The organism is Aeromonas sp. FDAARGOS 1405 (assembly GCF_019048265.1).
Classification (GTDB): Bacteria; Pseudomonadota; Gammaproteobacteria; order Enterobacterales; family Aeromonadaceae; genus Aeromonas; species Aeromonas veronii_A.
The window spans coordinates 2,620,761-2,636,491 of sequence record NZ_CP077311.1; the positions used below are offsets into that span (position 1 = coordinate 2,620,761).

Below are 15,731 nucleotides of genomic sequence, written 5' to 3' on the forward strand. Positions count from 1 at the left end.
CTCTGTGGCAGGGGCTGGTGACAATGGGTTGGTTCTCTTGAACCGGGTTGTTTAGGTCAGCAACTCGCTGGTTTCAGGCTGAACTTTCGAATTTCGGATAGAGATATTTGCGGTAACTGCCCGGGGTAAACGAGGTCAGCTTCTTGAAGTTTTTGATAAAGAGGCTGACGTCGTTGTAGCCGGTCTCGAAGGCGATATCGGCCACCGAGTTGTTGGTCACCTCCAGCTGCATCTTGGCGTAGTTGATCCGGATCTCGTTGATGATCTGCATCGGCGTCTTGTTGTAGTAACGCCGGGTGGCCCTAGTCAGATACTCCTGGCTCTTGCCACAGAGGGAGACCATGTTGGCCAGCGCATCCTCGGCAAAGAGGGGGCGATCGTGCATCCGCTCCACGGTTTCGTGGAGCCAGAGCGGAAGATCATCGCTGGCGGAGGTGTCCTTGTAGTGACGCAGCCGGTTCATCACCGCGTAGGTCACCACTTCGAGAAATTCGGTCAGAGCCTCTTCCCGAAAGCCCGGGGAGACCAGTACCGACTCGATATAGCTGAGGAACTCGCTCTTGAGCGCATAGGCCTGTGAGGCGACGAAGTGTTCCGGCAGCAGGTATTTGAAGTGCTCGTCAAAATAGGTACGGGTGATCCCGACGTTGAAGATGCGGGTGGTGCCGAACTCGTAGAAGCTCTGATGGCGGGAGCCGAGCGGGATAAACACCACGTCCCCCCGCTCCAGCAGTACCCGCTTGCCGTTGACCTCCTGGTAATAGCGGCCGGTCAAAACCAGGGTGAACTCGTAATAGTCATGCTGGTGCAAACCGGTTCCGCTCACCTGTTTGTTGTAGATGAACATGTGGAACGGTTTGTTGTTAAACAGTTCGGATTCCCGGATTGTCTTGACGCTCATGAGTCGCTTCCTGATCTGCGGGCCGATGACGGGGCCTCTCGCCCCGTCCGGAGGTTACTGGTTCTGCAGCTTTTCGTGCAGCTCGATCAGCTCGCTGATCAGCTCACGGGCCAGCATGGAGGTCATCAGGTGATCCTGGGCATGGACCAGCACCAGGGTGACCGGGATCTTGCCTTCCCCCTGATCGCCCTCGATCAGCTGGGTCTGCACCAGATGGGCGGCATTGAGCGCCTCGCGGGATTGGGCCATCAGCTGGTGAGCGGCGGCCAGATCCCCCTCCTTGGCCTTTTTCAGCGCGGTGTAGGCGAGACTGCGGGCCTGCCCGGAGTTGATGATGAGCCCCATTACCACCTCTTCCAGATCGTTGCAGGTGGCGGCCTCTTCAGTGATGTTGTCCAGATCGAACATGTGTCGTTCCTTACGTAAATGCGTTAATTAAAACCATGGTTGCGCGCGACCTCGGCAAACCAGTAGCCGCTCTTCTTGATGGTGCGTTGCTGGCTCTCCAGATCGAGGCGGACGAAGCCGTAACGGTTCTTGTAGGCGTTGAGCCACGACCAGTTGTCGATAAAGGTCCACAGGTGATAGCCGCGACAGGCGCTGCCCTCTTCCAGTGCGCGATGCAGCCACTCGAGGTGCTCGCGAATGAACTGGATGCGGTAGTCATCCTCCACCCGTCCCTCGGGACCGATAAAGCGCTCTTCCCCTTCGACCCCCATGCCGTTCTCCGAGATGTAGCAGGGGAGGTTGCCGTAGTTGACCCGCAGGTCGGTGAGGATGTCGTAGATCCCTTTTTCGTAAATCTCCCAGCCGCGGTGAGGGTTCATCTTGCGGCCCGGCATTTCGTAGTAGTCGAACAGATCTTCCGGCGTGCGCGGCACACCCTGCCAGGCCACCTCTTTGGCCTTGACCCGGCGCGGCTGGTAGTAGTTGATGCCGAGGATATCCACTTTGCCGGCGGCGAGCAGTGCCTTGTCACCCTCTTCGATCTGCGGCAGCAAGTCGTACTGCGCCAGCAGGGCGACCAGCTCGGGGTCATAGCTCCCCTTCAGGGCCGGATCGAGGAAGCTCTTGTTGAGCAGCAGATCCGCGATGCGGGAGGCGGCGATATCTGCCGGATCCTGCGAGCGGGGATAGGTCGGGCTCAGATTGAGGATGATGCCTATCTCGCCATCATGCTGGCAGGCGCGATAGGCCTGCACGGCACCGGCATGGGCCAGCGCGGTGTGGTAGGCGACGGTGGCCGCCCGGCCAAAATCGACCACACAGGGGTAGTGGTAGTGGCCAAGGTAGCCACACTCGACCGGCACGATCGGTTCGTTGAAGGTGAACCAGTGCTTGATGCGACCGCCAAACAGGTCGAAGCAGCGGGTGGCGTAGCGCACATAGGCGGCCACCACTTCCCGGCTCTCCCAGCCGCCACGCTCCTGCATGCACATCGGCATGTCGAAGTGGTAGAGGTTGATAAGCGGGGTGATCCCCTCGGCCAGCAGTCGGTCAAAGAGGGCGTTGTAGAAGCTGACCGCCTCCTGGTTGATTTCGCCCACCCCGTCCGGGATCAGCCGTGACCAGGAGATGGAGGTACGAAAACTGTTGTGCCCCAGCTGTTTGAGCAGCTTGATGTCGCTCTCGAAGTGGTCATAGAAGGTGGAGGTATCGGTCGGGCCAACCCCGTTGTGGAAACGCTCGGGCTCGATGGAGAACCAGTAGTCAAAGATGTTGGCGGATTTGCCGCCGCGGTTGGCGGCGCCTTCCATCTGCGGGGCCGAGCTGGCGCTGCCCCACCAGAAGTTATCCGGAAAACGATACTGCATGGGTTACTTCTCCAGGCTGTTAGGGGAGGAGTTTTGCTCCTCCCTTGCTGTCATTGGAATGGCGGTTATCAGAACTTCAGAGCCAGAGCGATATCCTCTTCGCTCTCCTCTTCTTCATTGATGACGTTCTGCGCCTTGTTGGCAATCAACACGAAGGGGATATACATCATGGTCGCGACCCCCAGGTTGAATATCGCCAGACAGAAGGCGGCCACGCTGCCGTTGGTGTTGAAGAAGGCACCCAGGCCGGTTGGCATGGTCCAGGGCGCAATGTTGGTGATGGGCGGGATGATCCCGGCGTAGTAGGCCGCCATGGTGATCCCCATCAGTACCGGGTGCACCAGAATGAAGGGCACCAGCAGGATGGGGTTCATGATGACCGGCAAGCCGAACAGGATGGGCTCGTTGATCTGGAACAGGCCGGAGGGCAGGCCCAGCTTGGCCACCTGACGGTAGTCATCGCGACGGGAGACCATAAAGATGGCCAGGATAAGGCCAAGGGTGGCACCGGTGCCGCCGAGGAAGACGAAGGAGTCGGTGATCGGTTTGGCCCAGAAGTGGAACTGTTTGCCTGCCTCCAGCGCCGCTTCAACCGAGCCGTACTGGTTGTAGAGGGCGACGTTTTCCAGGGCGAAGGGGAACAGAATGCCGGATTCCAGCGCGGTGAGCGCCAGCATGCCGTGTACCCCGAAGAACCAGAGGAAGGAGGAGAACACCACATAGACCCAGCCGACCAGACCGCTCATATTGGACAGCGGCTTGGCGATGCTGTCCATGATCAGCTGGTGGAAGTTGGTGCCCGCATCGCTCAGCAGATAGGAGATGACCCCCATGATGGATAGGATGATAAAGCCCGGAATGAGCGCGGAGAACGAGCGGGAGACCGAGGCCGGCACGCTGTCAGGCAGGGTGATCACCCAGTTGCGACGGACGATAAAGGCGAACATCTCGGCCACGACGATACCGATCAGCATGCCGGAAATGATGTTGGCTCCGCCCAGCCAGTTGGCGCCCACCGCATAGGCGTCGCCCACGCTGAACGGGGTGACGGTCATAAAGGCCGCTACCGAGAGCAGGCCCGATGCCAGGGGATCGCTCTTGCGCTCTTCGGCCAGCGCCAGACCGATAAAGAAGGGGGCCATCAGGGACATGATCCCCAGAGTGCCGTTATAGACGTTGCCGCCGATGCTCTTGAGGCCGTCCAGGGTGGCGATGGTGGCAGGATCGAGCCGCACACCGATGGAGTAGAAGAAGGATCCTTCGCCAAAGCTCAGGAACACGTTGTTGATCAGTACGAACATGGCCCCGACCAGTGTCAGGGGCATCATCTTGATAAAGCCGTTCTTGATGGCGTTGACATGAGGCTGTTTGCCCAGCTTGACGGCAATGGGCAGTATGACCTTCTCCAACGATGCGATGATGTTGCTCACAGGGATCTCCTTACCTATGCGAGGCTCTTCTTGATGGCGGCGACGGCGGCTTTCAGCACGCCCAGCCCGTCGACCTTGCCGTAGAGCAGGGTGTCAATCACCTCGACCGGTTTGCCCGGCAGCTGTTGCTGGATCTCCGGCAGCATGTAGGCGATTTGTGGCCCCAGCAGCACCAGGTCGGCATCCTGTCCCTTCTCGCCAGCCAGAGTCTCCGGGTAGGCATCGATCAGCACCGGCACATCATATTTTTCCGCTTGGGCCCTCATCTTTGAGACCAGCAGTGATGTGGACATGCCTGCAGAGCAAAACAGGTAGATACGCTTCTTTTCCATAACCCTTCCCTCAACGCTTGAAAATCAAATGGACAGATCAGTCGAGATGCGTGCCTGTCGCGCTAGCAAGACAAATCAATCATCTCCAGTTGACCTAATTGTATCGACCTCTGCTTTGCATCTGGTATTTCGATACTTATATCAATTGTCTTTGGTTGACCTATCGTTTTGCCGTTGCTCACACTTCTGATGGGTGGGCACAAAGGAAATGAGATGAAATGGGGCGTAAAGAGGATGTTTTTCTTTTTTAGTTGTTATTTTTCAGTTGGTTATTTTTATGCTCTGGTGGGCGGCTGTGATCTGGCTGGAAAAGATCAATAACGGGTGACTGCTCACATTTATCAATTAATGCAACCTGATTGATATTCAATTTTGCTGGGGCGAGTTGCCTCTTTTTCAGCTCGGTGTTCGCTCATTGACCATTGGCGGCAAATGGATTGACCGGTGAGGCTGGTTGTTGCTGCGCTGATCGGGTTGAAGGAGAGGGAGGCAGGGGACGTGACGGTACGTAAGAGCAGAATGAGTAAGGGCTGAGGGGGGCAGTTCAGTGAGCGGAGAGGTACAAAGAGGAAAAAACAACCCCGGCGTGGCTCCGGGGTTGGTGGGATGGTGAATTAGATCCGCCCCTGGTAGCGCAGGGGGAAGCGGCCCTGACTGTCGGGCTGACCGAGGAAGGGGAGCCCTTGCTGCATCTGCGGCGGCAATTCAGGGCCCGGCTTCAGGGTGCCCTGAAACAGGTATTGGCCATTGGGTTGCAGCTCGAGGCGACCCATGGTCTGCACCGCATCGGAGCCCTGCTTGAGTTCGGCTACCAGTCTGGAGTCGAGGCAGGTGAGTTTCAGCTCGGGGTCGGCCAGATCCAGCTTGCCGGCCGGGGTATCGGCGCTGGCGTTGTACCAGTCGAGGTTACCGTAGAGGTTGTCACACCAGGGGTTACCCTGGGCAAACTGCTCCACTTTGAGCTGCAGCTGACCGGTGACAGTGATCGGGAGCGGCAGTCGCATCGGCACCCGGCTCAGCAACCAGGGGGCGGGGGCATTGAGGGTTAGGTCGCGGCCGAAGGCGGCGCCATTCCAGCCGACAACGCCCTGACCGTTGAGTCCGTTGCGATCGCCAAAGCGAATGGTCACTTCGGGAGCGAAGCGTAGCAGCGACCAGCCGTTGAGATCCCAACGCAACTGGTTCACCGATTCGCTGGCATATTGCAGTCGGGCGATCTGGCCACTCCAGAGGGTGCCGCTCACCCCTTCCAGTTTCAGCCGGTTGGCAATGTTGGCAGGCAGCGGCAGATGGCGCGCTACCAGTGCTGCGGGCAGGGTGGCGAGCAGGAAGACCAGATAGGTGGCCAGAAACAGGCTGGCAATCAGGATGCGTTTTTTCATTGTGGACGACTCAACTGCAAACGTCTGACCTTGACCAGACCCGGGGCCAGATCCTCGCGGGCGATCTCGATGATTTGAACCTGAATGCCGTGCTGCTCCACCAGGGTGGAGAGCCAGAGCAGCAGGTCATCAAACTGGACCGTGTCGATCCACACCTGCAGCTCCTGCCCCTGGGGTTGCAGCCGGGCAATCTTGATCTTGTGGTTGAAGGCAGTGCGGTTGACCACCCCCTCCAGGGTGCCGCTGGTGTCGATCTGACTCCCTGTACTCCCTTGCATGGCCAACACCACTTCACCTTTTTCCTTGAGCCAGGCGAGGGTCTGCTGCTGGTTTTGCACCTGGCGTTCGCGCTCGGCGATGCGGTTGTTGAGAGGATGCCAGACACTCCAGTAGAAGAGGCCGACCAGCAGCAGAACGCCGCCTGCGACCACCAGCCGCTGTTCCCGTGCTGTGATGCCGTGCCACCAGCTCTGCAATTTTTCCATCATGATGATTTACCCTTGAGCACCAGCGCCCCTTCAACCTTGCCCTCGGTGCTGCGCACCTCGCCTTGCTGTACCTCGAATTGCTTGCCCGCCAGCTCGCGGAACCGCTCGATCTCGGCAAAACCGGGGGCGGTCACCTGCAGCCGCAGTTCGCGACGGCTGGCGTCAAAACGCATCACCTGTGGCTTGAGGCCGGGCACTTCGGCAAAGGTGGGGGCCAGTTCGGTGAGCATCAGCAGCACGCCGTTTTGCGGGGCCTGTCCTATCTGTTTCAGGTGCTGGGTCATCTGGCCGCGCACGTTAACGATGCGGCTCTCTCCCGGGAAGATGCGGGTATAGACGGCGCGGATCTCCGCTTTCAGCGCCTTGTCCTGCTCGGTGAGCTGATAGAGCTGTACCCCGCGCTGGCCCAGCGCCACCAGCAGCAACAGGGCGGCGGTAATGACTACCTTGCGCCACTGCAGCCAGTAGCGGGCATATTCGGTCTGGGTGCGGTAGGGGCCGGTCAGCAGGTTGGCGCGGCAGGTGAGGGCCCCTTTGGCTAGCAGCAGCATGGGCAGTTCGGGTTCGGCCGGCTGCCAGTTGGCCGCCGCAATGGCGGGCGCCGGCGTGTGGCTATAAATTGTGACGGGTTCAGCTTCTGCGGCCAGCAAGATGGCGAGCAGCGGTTCGTCGGCGACGATCCCCTGACAGGGGCCCTGGCGTAACAGCCACTCGTTGCCGAGTTGCAGTGCAGACCAGCCATCAGTGGTCTGCGGCAGTGCCAGCACGTCTGGCAACAGCTGCAGGCCCTTGAGTCCTGCTGTCTCTAGCCAGCCGAGCCACTGGGCCATCTTCTGCCGATCCACCGCCATCAGATCTACCTGCGGGCCGTCGTGAGCCAGTACCACCAGATGCAGCTCATCCACATCGGAGGCGATCTGCTCCTCCAGCAGATAGGGGAGGGCTGCCGCCGATTGACGGTTGTATCGTCCTGGCAGGGTGACCCGACGGAATATCAGATCGCTGCCCGGCACCAGGGTGACCACGGGGCGGCCGCCAGCACGCTCCTGCAGTTCGCTCAGCGCATCGGCCGAAGGGAGCTCGCCGGAGGCGATGATCTCCTGCTCCTGACTCGACCAGACCAGCCAGGCGACCGGTTGTTGTTTAGTGGTCCCCAGACGGATGACCAGACTCTCGCTCACGCCTCTCTCTCCTGCGATACCGGTTCGTGTGGGCCAGGCCCACGCAACCGGTGCGCAGCCCGCAGGCTGCATCCAATGTTTTCCCTGACGGGAGTCGCTCCCGCCAGCGTTGTTTATTCGGCGCCGCTATTGAGGCGGCGCAGCATGACCAGCTTGTTGTCCTTGCCCCGCTGGAAGGTGCTCTCCAGCCAGGCGCGGTTGTCACCGACCTCGGCGACCACGTGGGCCTCGAAAAAGTCGCTCTTGACCACCAGCGCCTCCTTGAGCCCCTTGACGGTTTCAAGAGGTACGGGCAGCTGATCCGTCATCAGCTTGCTCTCTTTCCACCCCTTCTTCGGCCGCTCGGTCAGTACCCGCTTGGCGTCATCGCTGCCAATCTTGCCCAGATAGAGGGCTGCCAGCAGCTCGGGGTGTTCGGGCAGCAGGGTGTTGATATTGATCTTCAGCTTGTCGTTTGGCAGGGCGCAGACGTAGGGGGCCAGTTTTGCGTAGACCCTGGCCGTCACCCCGCGCACCGCCCGCAGCTCATCCTTGCCCAGCATCCACTGGTTGGCGGTGAGGTAGGGAGGCTTGAGTCCCTCGTAGTAGGCATCCTCGGCCCCTAGGCTGGAGACCAGCACCGTATCCTTGTCCGTCCAGTCGCGGATGGCGTCAGTGAGCTGGGCTGCCTCGTAATCATCCATCGCCAGCTCCTTGAGCAGTGCGCGAAACACTTGCACCGGATAGGGCTGCTGCGCCAGATCCTCGTCGCTCCCCGCCTTCGATGCCACGCTCAGGCTGTTGAGGTTGAAGCAGGATTGCAGGTCGGTCACCTCGCCCTTGAGCTGGCCATCATCCACCGGAAAGATGGCATCCTTGCGGGCCCAGTTCTGACCCAGGTGCACCACCTCTGGGCTGTCTTTGAAATCCTGGGCCAGTACCTTGCTCACCAGCGCCTCAGCCGAGAGGGCATACCACCATGCCTGTTTACCTGTGGTGATGTTGGCGGTGCGGCGCAGCTCGAGCTGCAGGCGGCCGCTCATATTGCTGGCGATGATTACCATCACCGAGAGGATCAGCAGCACCACCAGCAGTGCCATGCCGCGCTGGCGGCCCGGGAGATTAGCCCCCATTGGCGCCCCCTCCATTCTGGCTGTCACCATTACCGCCATGGGTATTGCCGTTGCCGCTCCCTTGATCGGGGTTGCTGCTCTGGCTGTTCTCTTCGGCGCGTTGGCCACCGGCACCAATCAGAAACTGACGACGAATGGTGCCGTAATCTTCCAGATCCAGCTCCACTGCCAGCCCGTAGGGGAGCACGCTGCGTTGGGTCCACTCCTCCTTCCAGTTGCCCTTGTCGTAGAAGTAGAGGCGAAAGGCGGTGACCCCTGTCAGAATCGGCTGGATACGTGGCTCGGTGCCGATCACCGGATCCGGATAGAGGTAGCTGAGGCGCTCCAGCGTCTGCCCCTTGAGCCGCCAGCCGACCCGCTGCAGATGGGAGCGGGGCAGCATGCCATCGGGGTTGAGCCAGCCGCTGCGCATAAAGGCCATACCCCAGTCATCGCTCTGCTGGCCGAACCGGGAGGCCGCCAGCAGCACCTTGTTGTTCTCCCCCTCGATGCGGCCGCTGCGCGGCACCATCTGCGTGACATCCCGCTCCAGCAGGGTGAAGGCGAGCTGCAATTCGTTGATGCGGGCCTCCTTGCGCTTGGCCACTTCGTCACTGGTGAGCACTCCCTGCAGCACCTGATAGGCGCCCATGCTGAGGCTGGCGAAGATAGCGATCGCCACCAGCATTTCGAGCAGGGTGAAACCGGCCTGGCGGATGGGGCGAGGTGTACGGGCGAAGAGCTGGGTCATCGGCTGATATAGGTCCGCATCATGGCGACCGGGTTCTCTGCCCTGGCTTCGGTGCGCACTTCCATGTCCAGTGCCTTGAAGTTGCTGTCGCTGGTCGCGACGCCACGATAGCGCCAGTACCAGGTACTGCCCGCCATCTGCTCCTCCCCCTCTACCCAGCTGTTGCCGGGCCACTTGTTCTCGAGCTTCTGTTGCACCAGCTGGTTCTCCACCACCCAGGTGGCCAGGGTTTTCTGCTCCAGATAGTTGAGGGCCGAGAGGTGCTCGCTGGCGGTCTTCATGACCGCGAGACCGGCAATGGCAAAGACCGCCAGCGCTACCATCACTTCGAGTAACGTCATGCCGCGCGCATTCATCGTGTCACCTGTAGAGGGCGTAGTTGGCACAGCGGTGGCGCCACCATCACAGCTTTATCAAACAACATCATCCTGCAGGCGTTCATGATGGGTTGTTCCCTTTTTCATCCTCATCGCCGGTGAACAGGGTGAGACGTCCAAACTCGTCACCCCTGACAAGGCGGGTGTAACGCGCATCGTCACCCTGCTGGCTGAAGGTAAGGGTAAAGGGGGTCAGTTCACCACCGGGGAAGATAAGGAGCTGCGGGGTACGCTCCTTCGCATCCCGTTTCTTTTCTCGCTCTTCATCGGGATCCGGCTGCCAGCCAAATCCCTCCAGTTCGAGCGTCAGGGTCATCTCGTCGGGCAGTTGTACCGGGCCCAGCTGTTTGTCGCCGGCCAGGGCCAGCCACTTGCGATCCCTGGCCTGACGCTGCATAAACTGCCAGCCGTTATCCTCGATGCGAATGCCCACCAGTCGACCATCCATCACCGCATACTCCTGCGCCAGTTGCAGGGTCGCCATCAGGCGGCGCGCCTGCTTGTCGATTTCCCTGTCACCTTTTGCGCCCCCCATGCTGAGGGTGACGGCAGTGGCCACCAGCCCCATCAGCATGGCAACCAGCAACACTTCCAGCAGAGTAAAGCCGGATTGGCGATGAAAGGAGAGAGAGCGCTTCATGCAGTCAGCTCACAAGGAGTGCGGTGGCGACATATCACTTATTGGAAATCCTTCAGGTTCCAGTTGCCGATGTCGTCATCGGTACCGGCTTCACCATCCAGACCCATGGAGAAGATGTCGATCTTGCCGAACTGGCCCGGGCTCAGCAGCTGGTACGGGTTGCCCCAGGGATCTTGCGGCAGGCGCTTGATGTAGCCGCCATCGCGGTAGCTACGCGGTGCCGGATCGATGGAGGGCTTGGTCACCAGTGCCTCCAGACCCTGTTCGGTGGTCGGGTAGCGGTTGTTGTCCAGCTTGTACATGTCGAGGGCGTTTTCCAGCGCCACGATATCGGAGACCGCTTTCTGCTGGTCAGCCTTCTCCTTGTTGCCCATCAGGTTGGGCACCACCAGGCTGGCCAGAATACCGAGGATCACGATGACCACCATGACTTCCAGCAGGGTAAAACCGGATTGACGACGTTTGTTCATGAGTTGCTCCGTAACGAATGAGATGGGATGACCCATCAGAGAGTGATCACTGGGTGGGTTCGACGGGCCGCCAGCGGCATCACCGAACACCGGAAACTTACATATTCACCATATTGTTGAGCTCGAGGATCGGCTGCAGGATCGACATCACGATAAACAGCACTACCCCGGCCATGGAGACCACCAGCATGGGTTCGAATACCCCGAGGGCGATATTGACCTGGGATTCAAACTCCCGATCCTGGTTGTCTGCCGCCCGCTCCAGCATGCTGTCGAGCTCGCCGCTCTGCTCGCCGGAGGCGATCATGTGCAGCATCATGGGCGGGAAAATTTTGGTCTCGGTCAGCGACTTGCGCAGACTGGTCCCTTCGCGCACCCGTTCGGCGGCCTCGAGAATGCGCATTCTGGCAAAGTCGTTGGAGAGCACTTCACCGGCGATCTTCATCCCCTCCAGCAGCGGCACCGCACTGGCGTTGAGAATGCTTAAAGTGCGGGCGAAACGGGCGGTGTTGAGACCGCGGCTGACCCGGCCAATCACCGGCAGGCCGAGCAGCACCTGATGCCAGCGCCGGCGGCGCTTCTCGTCGGTGAGCCACCAGCGCCAGACAAAGCTGCCGAGGAAGATCAGCAGCAGGAACCAGAGGCCGTATGCCTGCATCAGTTCGCTGGTGCCGATGAGAAAACGGGTGGTGCCCGGCAGCTGCTGACCCATGTGTTCAAACTGGGCAACCACCTTGGGCACCACGGCGGTGAGCAGGATCGAGATAACCCCGATGGCGACGCAGGTCAATACGATGGGGTAGATCATCGCCTGCAGCAGCTTGGTGCGCATATGCTGGCGCTGCTCGGTGTAGTCAGCGAGGCGGTTGAGCACTTTTTCCAGATGGCCCGACTTTTCACCGGCCGCCACCATGGAGCGAAACAGCTGGTCGAACACATGGGGAAAGGCCCCCAGCGAGTCGGCCAGCGAATAACCTTCCACTACCTTGCTGCGCACGGTCGCCACCAGAGAGCGCAAGTGGGCCTTTTCGCACTGCTCGGCCACGGCCTTGAGCGCCTCTTCGATGGTGAGACCGGCACCGACCAGGGTGGCCAGCTGGCGAGTGATCAGGGCCAGCTCGGCAGTGCTGGCACCGCGACGGAACAGGGCGAAGCGGGTTGCCTCCCGTTTCGCCTTCTCGGTGGTCTCGTTGACCTCGAGCGGGGTGAGCCCCTGCTCGCGCAGCAGCTGGCGTACCTGACGGGCCGAGTCGCCCTCCATCACGCCGCTCTTGCTACGCCCCTTGTTATCGAGGGCCTTGTATTCGAATGCCGCCATCTCAATCTTCCCGGGTCACGCGCAGTACCTCTTCGAGGCTGGTCTGCCCCTTGAGCACCTTGTCGATGCCATCGCGGCGGATGCTGGGGGTGTGGCCGCGGATCAGCCGTTCAATGGTCATCTCGCCGCTGGCACCGTGAATGGCTTCACGCACCGCCTCGTCAACCACCACCAGTTCGTGGATGCCGGTGCGACCGCGATAGCCGGTGTGGTTGCACTGTTCGCAGCCCACCGGATGCCAGATAGGCTGATCCGGCTCCAGCTTGATGCCCATGGCGAGACGCTCCTGCTCGGTGGCCGGGCGCGGGGCGCGGCAATCGGGGCAGAGGGTGCGCACCAGCCGCTGGGCCAGCACCGCCAGCAGGGAGGAGGAGAGCAGGAAGGGCTCGATCCCCATGTCCCGCATCCGGGTGATGGCGCCGATGGCGGTATTGGTGTGCAGGGTCGACATCACCAGGTGACCGGTGAGGGATGCCTGTACCGCGATCTGGGCGGTCTCGAGGTCACGGATTTCCCCCACCATCACCACATCCGGATCCTGGCGCAGAATGGCGCGCAGGCCGCGGGCGAAGGTCATGTCTACCTTGCTGTTGACCTGGGTCTGGCCCACTCCTTCGAGGTCATATTCGATGGGATCTTCCACCGTCAAAATGTTGCGATCCCGCGAGTTGATTTCGGAGAGCGCCGCATAGAGGGTGGTGGATTTACCTGAACCGGTCGGGCCGGTGACCAGAATGATGCCGTGGGGCTTGCGGATAAGCTCGCTGATGATGCTGCGGTTGCGCGCCGTCATGCCGAGCTGCTTGAGCTCGAGGCGAATGGTGTTCTTGTCGAGCAGACGCAGTACCACCCGCTCGCCGTAGCTGGACGGCATGGTGGAGACCCGCACGTCGACGGCGCGGCCGCCGATGCGCAACGAGATGCGGCCATCCTGCGGCACCCGCTTTTCGGCGATGTCCATCCGCGACATCACCTTGATCCGCGAGACCAGCAGTGAGGCCAGCTTGCGATGGGGACGCAGGATCTCCCGCAGCACCCCATCGATGCGAAACCGGATCACCAGTGCCCGCTCGAAGGTCTCGATATGGATATCTGAGGCCTCCTCCTTGATCGCCTCGCTCAGCATGGCGTTGATGAGGCGAATGATGGGGGCGTCGTCATCAGCGTCCAGCAGGTCTTCGCTCTGGGGCAGCTCTTCGGCCAGCGCAAAGAAGTCCATCTCGTTGCCGAGATCTTCCATCAGCTGACGTGCCTCGGAGGAGTCGCGCTGATAGTGGGCCATCAGCAGCTCTTCGAAGGACTCGTTGTCGAGCTGCTCTACCGCGAAGCGGCAACCGGCTACCCGCCGTACTTCCAGCAGGGCTTGCGGGGTGACGCCGGGGCGGCACTGCAACACAGGTGCCCCTTCCCGCTCAATCAGGATCACCCCGAAATTGCGGGCAAAGGCGAAGGGCAGCTCCGGCAGCGGGGGCGGCAACTCGCCGCCGTCAAGATGGTAGGCACTCATCAGGGACGGCTCTGCACAAAGGGGGTGGTGGTTTCGACGGCGCTCTGCTGTCTGTTCTGCATCTCGTTGATCTGCTTCTGAATCTCTTTTTGCAGCTCGGGTGATACCATCACATCCTGACCGTAGGCGGGCAATACCTGACGGGCGGGGGAGGTGAGGTAGCCCTCCTGCGAGGCCGCATTGAGCTGCTCGGCGCGGAACAGACTGTACTTGTTACTGGAGATGCCGGAGTAGACGTCCGCATCGCGCAAGATGGTGGGCCGGATAAAGACCATCAGGTTGCGCTTGGAGGTACTGTTGGCGGTAGAACGGAACAAATAGCCCAGTACCGGGATATCGCCGAGTAGTGGTACCTTGGAGATCTCCTCCTTGGTCTGCTCATCCATCAGGCCGCCCAGCACCACGGTTTCGCCACTCTTTACCAGCACGGAGTTCTTGACGGTACGGGTATCGAAGGTGGGTCCCAGACCGTCTGTTCCTGTTGCCTGTTTACCCACGCTCGAGACTTCCTGCTCGATATTGAGCAGCACCGAATCCCCTTCATTGATCTGCGGCGTGACCGTCAGCTTGGTGCCCACTGTCTTGCGCTCGATAGTGCTGAACACCTGATCACTGGTAGTGGAGGTCTGTGAGCCGCTCTGGACCGGAACCTCCTGACCGACGTTGAAGGAGGCCTCCTTGTTATCCATGGTGACGATACTCGGGGTGGAGAGAATATCGTTCTTGGTATTGGAGGCCAGCGCCGTCGCCAGCATGGCCCAGTCGCCGTGATAGAAACCGGCAGCCATCCCGTTAAAGCTCTCTAGCAACTTGGCAGCACCATCGGTCTTGCCATTCTGGTAATCCTTGCCCGCGGCGATGGCACCAGTGATGGGGAGCCCTGTGTTCGTGAACTGGGTACCGCCGCCATTGGCATTGCCCCACTGGACGCCGAGGTTGAGGCCATCGGCATCCTGCATTTCGACGATGATCGCCTCTACCAGCACCTGGGCGCGGCGGATGTCGAGCTTGGCGATGACCTGTTCGAGCTCGGCCATCACGTCTGGTTGGGCGGTGATGACCAGAGCATTGGTAGTCTCGTCGGCCGAGATGGCCAGCTTGCCGCCGCCGATACTGCCGCCACTGGTAGCGGCTGCGCTGCCACCCCCTTTCTTGTCGGCCTCGATGCTGGAGCTGACCCCCTTGAGCACATCGACCATGTCCTTGGCCTTGCCATATTTGAGATAGAAGACCCGGGTATTGCCCTGACTCTGCAGGTCACGGTCGAGCTGGCGTACCATCTGGATGATGCGGGCGCGCGCTTTCGGCTCTCCACTCACTACCACCGAGTTGGTGCGCTCGTCAGCCACCACCTTGGGGGAGAGCAGCAGGGAGGCGGTGCCTCCTTGCGGATTGCCATCCTTGTTGAGGTTGGTCACCAAGCGAACCATCTCGCCCGCCGAGGCAAACTTGAGCTTGATGATGTCCACATCCTGATCGCCAGCACGGTCGACCCGGTTGACCACTTCCACCAGACGATTGACCACGGCAGCGCGGCCGGTGATGAGCAGCACGTTTGAGGGCTCGTAGTGCACCACATTGCCACCACCGGCGTTATCGTTGAGCTGGCGCAGCAGGGGAGCCAGTTCACGCACCGAGACGTTGCGCACCGGCACGACCCGGGTCACCATCTCGTCGCCCATGCCCGGGTTGCTGCCATCCACCACCGGAATGGCGGAGGTCTTGGCATCCCGTGAGCGCAGTATCTTGAGCACGCCGTTATCCATCGGCACCACGGCAAAGCCGTAGACGTCGAGTACGCTCAGAAAGAACTGGTAGTACTGCTCCTCGTTGAGCAGGTCGTAGCTGCGCACGTTGATCTTGCCGCGCACCGAAGGCTCTATGATGATGGTTTTATTGAGGTTCTTGCCCACCGTATTGATGAACTCTTCAATGTCGGTGTTCTTGAAACTGGCAGAGTATTCGGTGGCCCAGGCTGAGCCCGCCATCATCAGTGCCGCTGCGATAGTGGCCAGACGCCAGCCTTTCCCTTTAGTGGTCATTATTGGT

The 15,731-nt window shown here is 60.5% G+C and carries 16 protein-coding genes; all 16 read right to left on the minus strand.

The window, feature by feature from the left end; genetic code table 11:
• Positions 1-73 precede the first annotated feature (73 nt).
• The 16 genes from chbR to exeD all read right to left on the minus strand — a co-directional run bounded on the left by chbR (position 74) and on the right by exeD (position 15,724).
• Positions 74-901 (minus strand): transcriptional regulator ChbR, encoded by an 828-nt coding sequence (gene chbR / locus I6L35_RS12365; RefSeq protein ID WP_216978311.1) that lies wholly within the window; start codon positions 899-901, stop codon positions 74-76.
• Positions 902-955: 54 nt separating this feature from the next.
• Positions 956-1,309 carry a PTS N,N'-diacetylchitobiose transporter subunit IIA gene (gene chbA / locus I6L35_RS12370; protein WP_216978312.1) on the minus strand — a complete coding sequence of 118 codons (354 nt, stop codon included), beginning with the start codon at positions 1,307-1,309 and terminating at the stop codon, positions 956-958.
• 23 nt (positions 1,310-1,332) lie between these two features.
• Positions 1,333-2,715 carry a glycoside hydrolase family 1 protein gene (locus tag I6L35_RS12375; RefSeq protein WP_216978313.1) on the minus strand — a complete coding sequence of 461 codons (1,383 nt, stop codon included), beginning with the start codon at positions 2,713-2,715 and terminating at the stop codon, positions 1,333-1,335.
• A gap of 68 nt (positions 2,716-2,783) precedes the next feature.
• Positions 2,784-4,145 (minus strand): PTS N,N'-diacetylchitobiose transporter subunit IIC, encoded by a 1,362-nt coding sequence (gene chbC, locus I6L35_RS12380; protein WP_216978314.1) that lies wholly within the window; start codon positions 4,143-4,145, stop codon positions 2,784-2,786.
• A 14-nt stretch (positions 4,146-4,159) separates the two neighbouring features.
• Positions 4,160-4,477, minus strand: coding sequence for a PTS sugar transporter subunit IIB (locus tag I6L35_RS12385; protein WP_005347542.1), 318 nt, complete (start codon positions 4,475-4,477; stop codon positions 4,160-4,162).
• 614 nt (positions 4,478-5,091) lie between these two features.
• Positions 5,092-5,859, minus strand: a complete 768-nt coding sequence (gene exeN, locus I6L35_RS12390; RefSeq protein ID WP_216978315.1) for a GspN family type II secretion system protein ExeN — start codon at positions 5,857-5,859, stop codon at positions 5,092-5,094.
• On the minus strand, positions 5,856-6,347 hold the full coding sequence (gene exeM, locus I6L35_RS12395) for a GspM family type II secretion system protein ExeM (RefSeq protein ID WP_005347538.1): 492 nt from the start codon (positions 6,345-6,347) through the stop codon (positions 5,856-5,858). Before exeM ends, exeN begins: the two co-directional genes overlap by 4 nt.
• Complete coding sequence (exeL, locus tag I6L35_RS12400) at positions 6,344-7,528, minus strand: GspL family type II secretion system protein ExeL (protein ID WP_216978316.1); 1,185 nt, start codon at positions 7,526-7,528, stop codon at positions 6,344-6,346. The genes exeM and exeL overlap by 4 nt, the downstream gene beginning before the upstream one ends.
• 113 nt (positions 7,529-7,641) lie before the next feature.
• Complete coding sequence (exeK, locus tag I6L35_RS12405; RefSeq protein WP_216978317.1) at positions 7,642-8,640, minus strand: GspK family T2SS minor pseudopilin variant ExeK; 999 nt, start codon at positions 8,638-8,640, stop codon at positions 7,642-7,644.
• Positions 8,630-9,370: a type II secretion system minor pseudopilin GspJ gene (gene gspJ / locus I6L35_RS12410; RefSeq protein WP_216978318.1), complete on the minus strand. Its 741-nt coding sequence runs from the start codon at positions 9,368-9,370 to the stop codon at positions 8,630-8,632. The genes exeK and gspJ overlap by 11 nt, the downstream gene beginning before the upstream one ends.
• Positions 9,367-9,726, minus strand: a complete 360-nt coding sequence (gene exeI, locus I6L35_RS12415) for a GspI family T2SS minor pseudopilin variant ExeI (protein ID WP_005347523.1) — start codon at positions 9,724-9,726, stop codon at positions 9,367-9,369. The genes gspJ and exeI overlap by 4 nt, the downstream gene beginning before the upstream one ends.
• 82 nt (positions 9,727-9,808) lie before the next feature.
• A complete protein-coding gene (gene exeH / locus I6L35_RS12420) occupies positions 9,809-10,387 on the minus strand; it encodes a GspH family T2SS minor pseudopilin variant ExeH (RefSeq protein ID WP_216978319.1) in 579 nt (192 codons plus the stop codon).
• 38 nt (positions 10,388-10,425) lie between these two features.
• Entirely contained in the window at positions 10,426-10,857 is a 432-nt protein-coding gene (exeG, locus tag I6L35_RS12425; protein WP_005347518.1) for a GspG family T2SS major pseudopilin variant ExeG, read from the minus strand.
• Between the two features lie 97 nt (positions 10,858-10,954).
• The gene (gene exeF, locus I6L35_RS12430) at positions 10,955-12,175 is read right to left on the minus strand and encodes a GspF family T2SS innner membrane protein variant ExeF (protein ID WP_005347516.1); all 1,221 of its coding nucleotides are present in this window, start codon (positions 12,173-12,175) and stop codon (positions 10,955-10,957) included.
• A 1-nt stretch (position 12,176) separates the two neighbouring features.
• A complete protein-coding gene (gene gspE, locus I6L35_RS12435) occupies positions 12,177-13,682 on the minus strand; it encodes a type II secretion system ATPase GspE (RefSeq protein ID WP_216978320.1) in 1,506 nt (501 codons plus the stop codon).
• The gene (exeD, locus tag I6L35_RS12440; protein WP_216978321.1) at positions 13,682-15,724 is read right to left on the minus strand and encodes a GspD family T2SS secretin variant ExeD; all 2,043 of its coding nucleotides are present in this window, start codon (positions 15,722-15,724) and stop codon (positions 13,682-13,684) included. The genes gspE and exeD overlap by 1 nt, the downstream gene beginning before the upstream one ends.
• Positions 15,725-15,731: the final 7 nt, after the last annotated feature.

Bases quoted from the DNA above. Each gene is read 5' to 3' on its own strand.
- exeF (WP_005347516.1), bottom strand. From the start codon at position 12,175: ATGGCGGCATTCGAATACAAGGCCCTCGATAACAAGGGGCGTAGCAAG.
- exeD (WP_216978321.1), bottom strand. From the start codon at position 15,724: ATGACCACTAAAGGGAAAGGCTGGCGTCTGGCCACTATCGCAGCGGCA.
- exeH (WP_216978319.1), bottom strand. From the start codon at position 10,387: ATGAAGCGCTCTCTCTCCTTTCATCGCCAATCCGGCTTTACTCTGCTG.
- chbR (WP_216978311.1), bottom strand. From the start codon at position 901: ATGAGCGTCAAGACAATCCGGGAATCCGAACTGTTTAACAACAAACCG.
- exeI (WP_005347523.1), bottom strand. From the start codon at position 9,726: ATGAATGCGCGCGGCATGACGTTACTCGAAGTGATGGTAGCGCTGGCG.
- chbA (WP_216978312.1), bottom strand. From the start codon at position 1,309: ATGTTCGATCTGGACAACATCACTGAAGAGGCCGCCACCTGCAACGAT.
- exeM (WP_005347538.1), bottom strand. From the start codon at position 6,347: ATGATGGAAAAATTGCAGAGCTGGTGGCACGGCATCACAGCACGGGAA.
- I6L35_RS12385 (WP_005347542.1), bottom strand. From the start codon at position 4,477: ATGGAAAAGAAGCGTATCTACCTGTTTTGCTCTGCAGGCATGTCCACA.
- gspE (WP_216978320.1), bottom strand. From the start codon at position 13,682: ATGAGTGCCTACCATCTTGACGGCGGCGAGTTGCCGCCCCCGCTGCCG.
- exeK (WP_216978317.1), bottom strand. From the start codon at position 8,640: ATGGGGGCTAATCTCCCGGGCCGCCAGCGCGGCATGGCACTGCTGGTG.
- gspJ (WP_216978318.1), bottom strand. From the start codon at position 9,370: ATGACCCAGCTCTTCGCCCGTACACCTCGCCCCATCCGCCAGGCCGGT.
- exeN (WP_216978315.1), bottom strand. From the start codon at position 5,859: ATGAAAAAACGCATCCTGATTGCCAGCCTGTTTCTGGCCACCTATCTG.
- I6L35_RS12375 (WP_216978313.1), bottom strand. From the start codon at position 2,715: ATGCAGTATCGTTTTCCGGATAACTTCTGGTGGGGCAGCGCCAGCTCG.
- exeG (WP_005347518.1), bottom strand. From the start codon at position 10,857: ATGAACAAACGTCGTCAATCCGGTTTTACCCTGCTGGAAGTCATGGTG.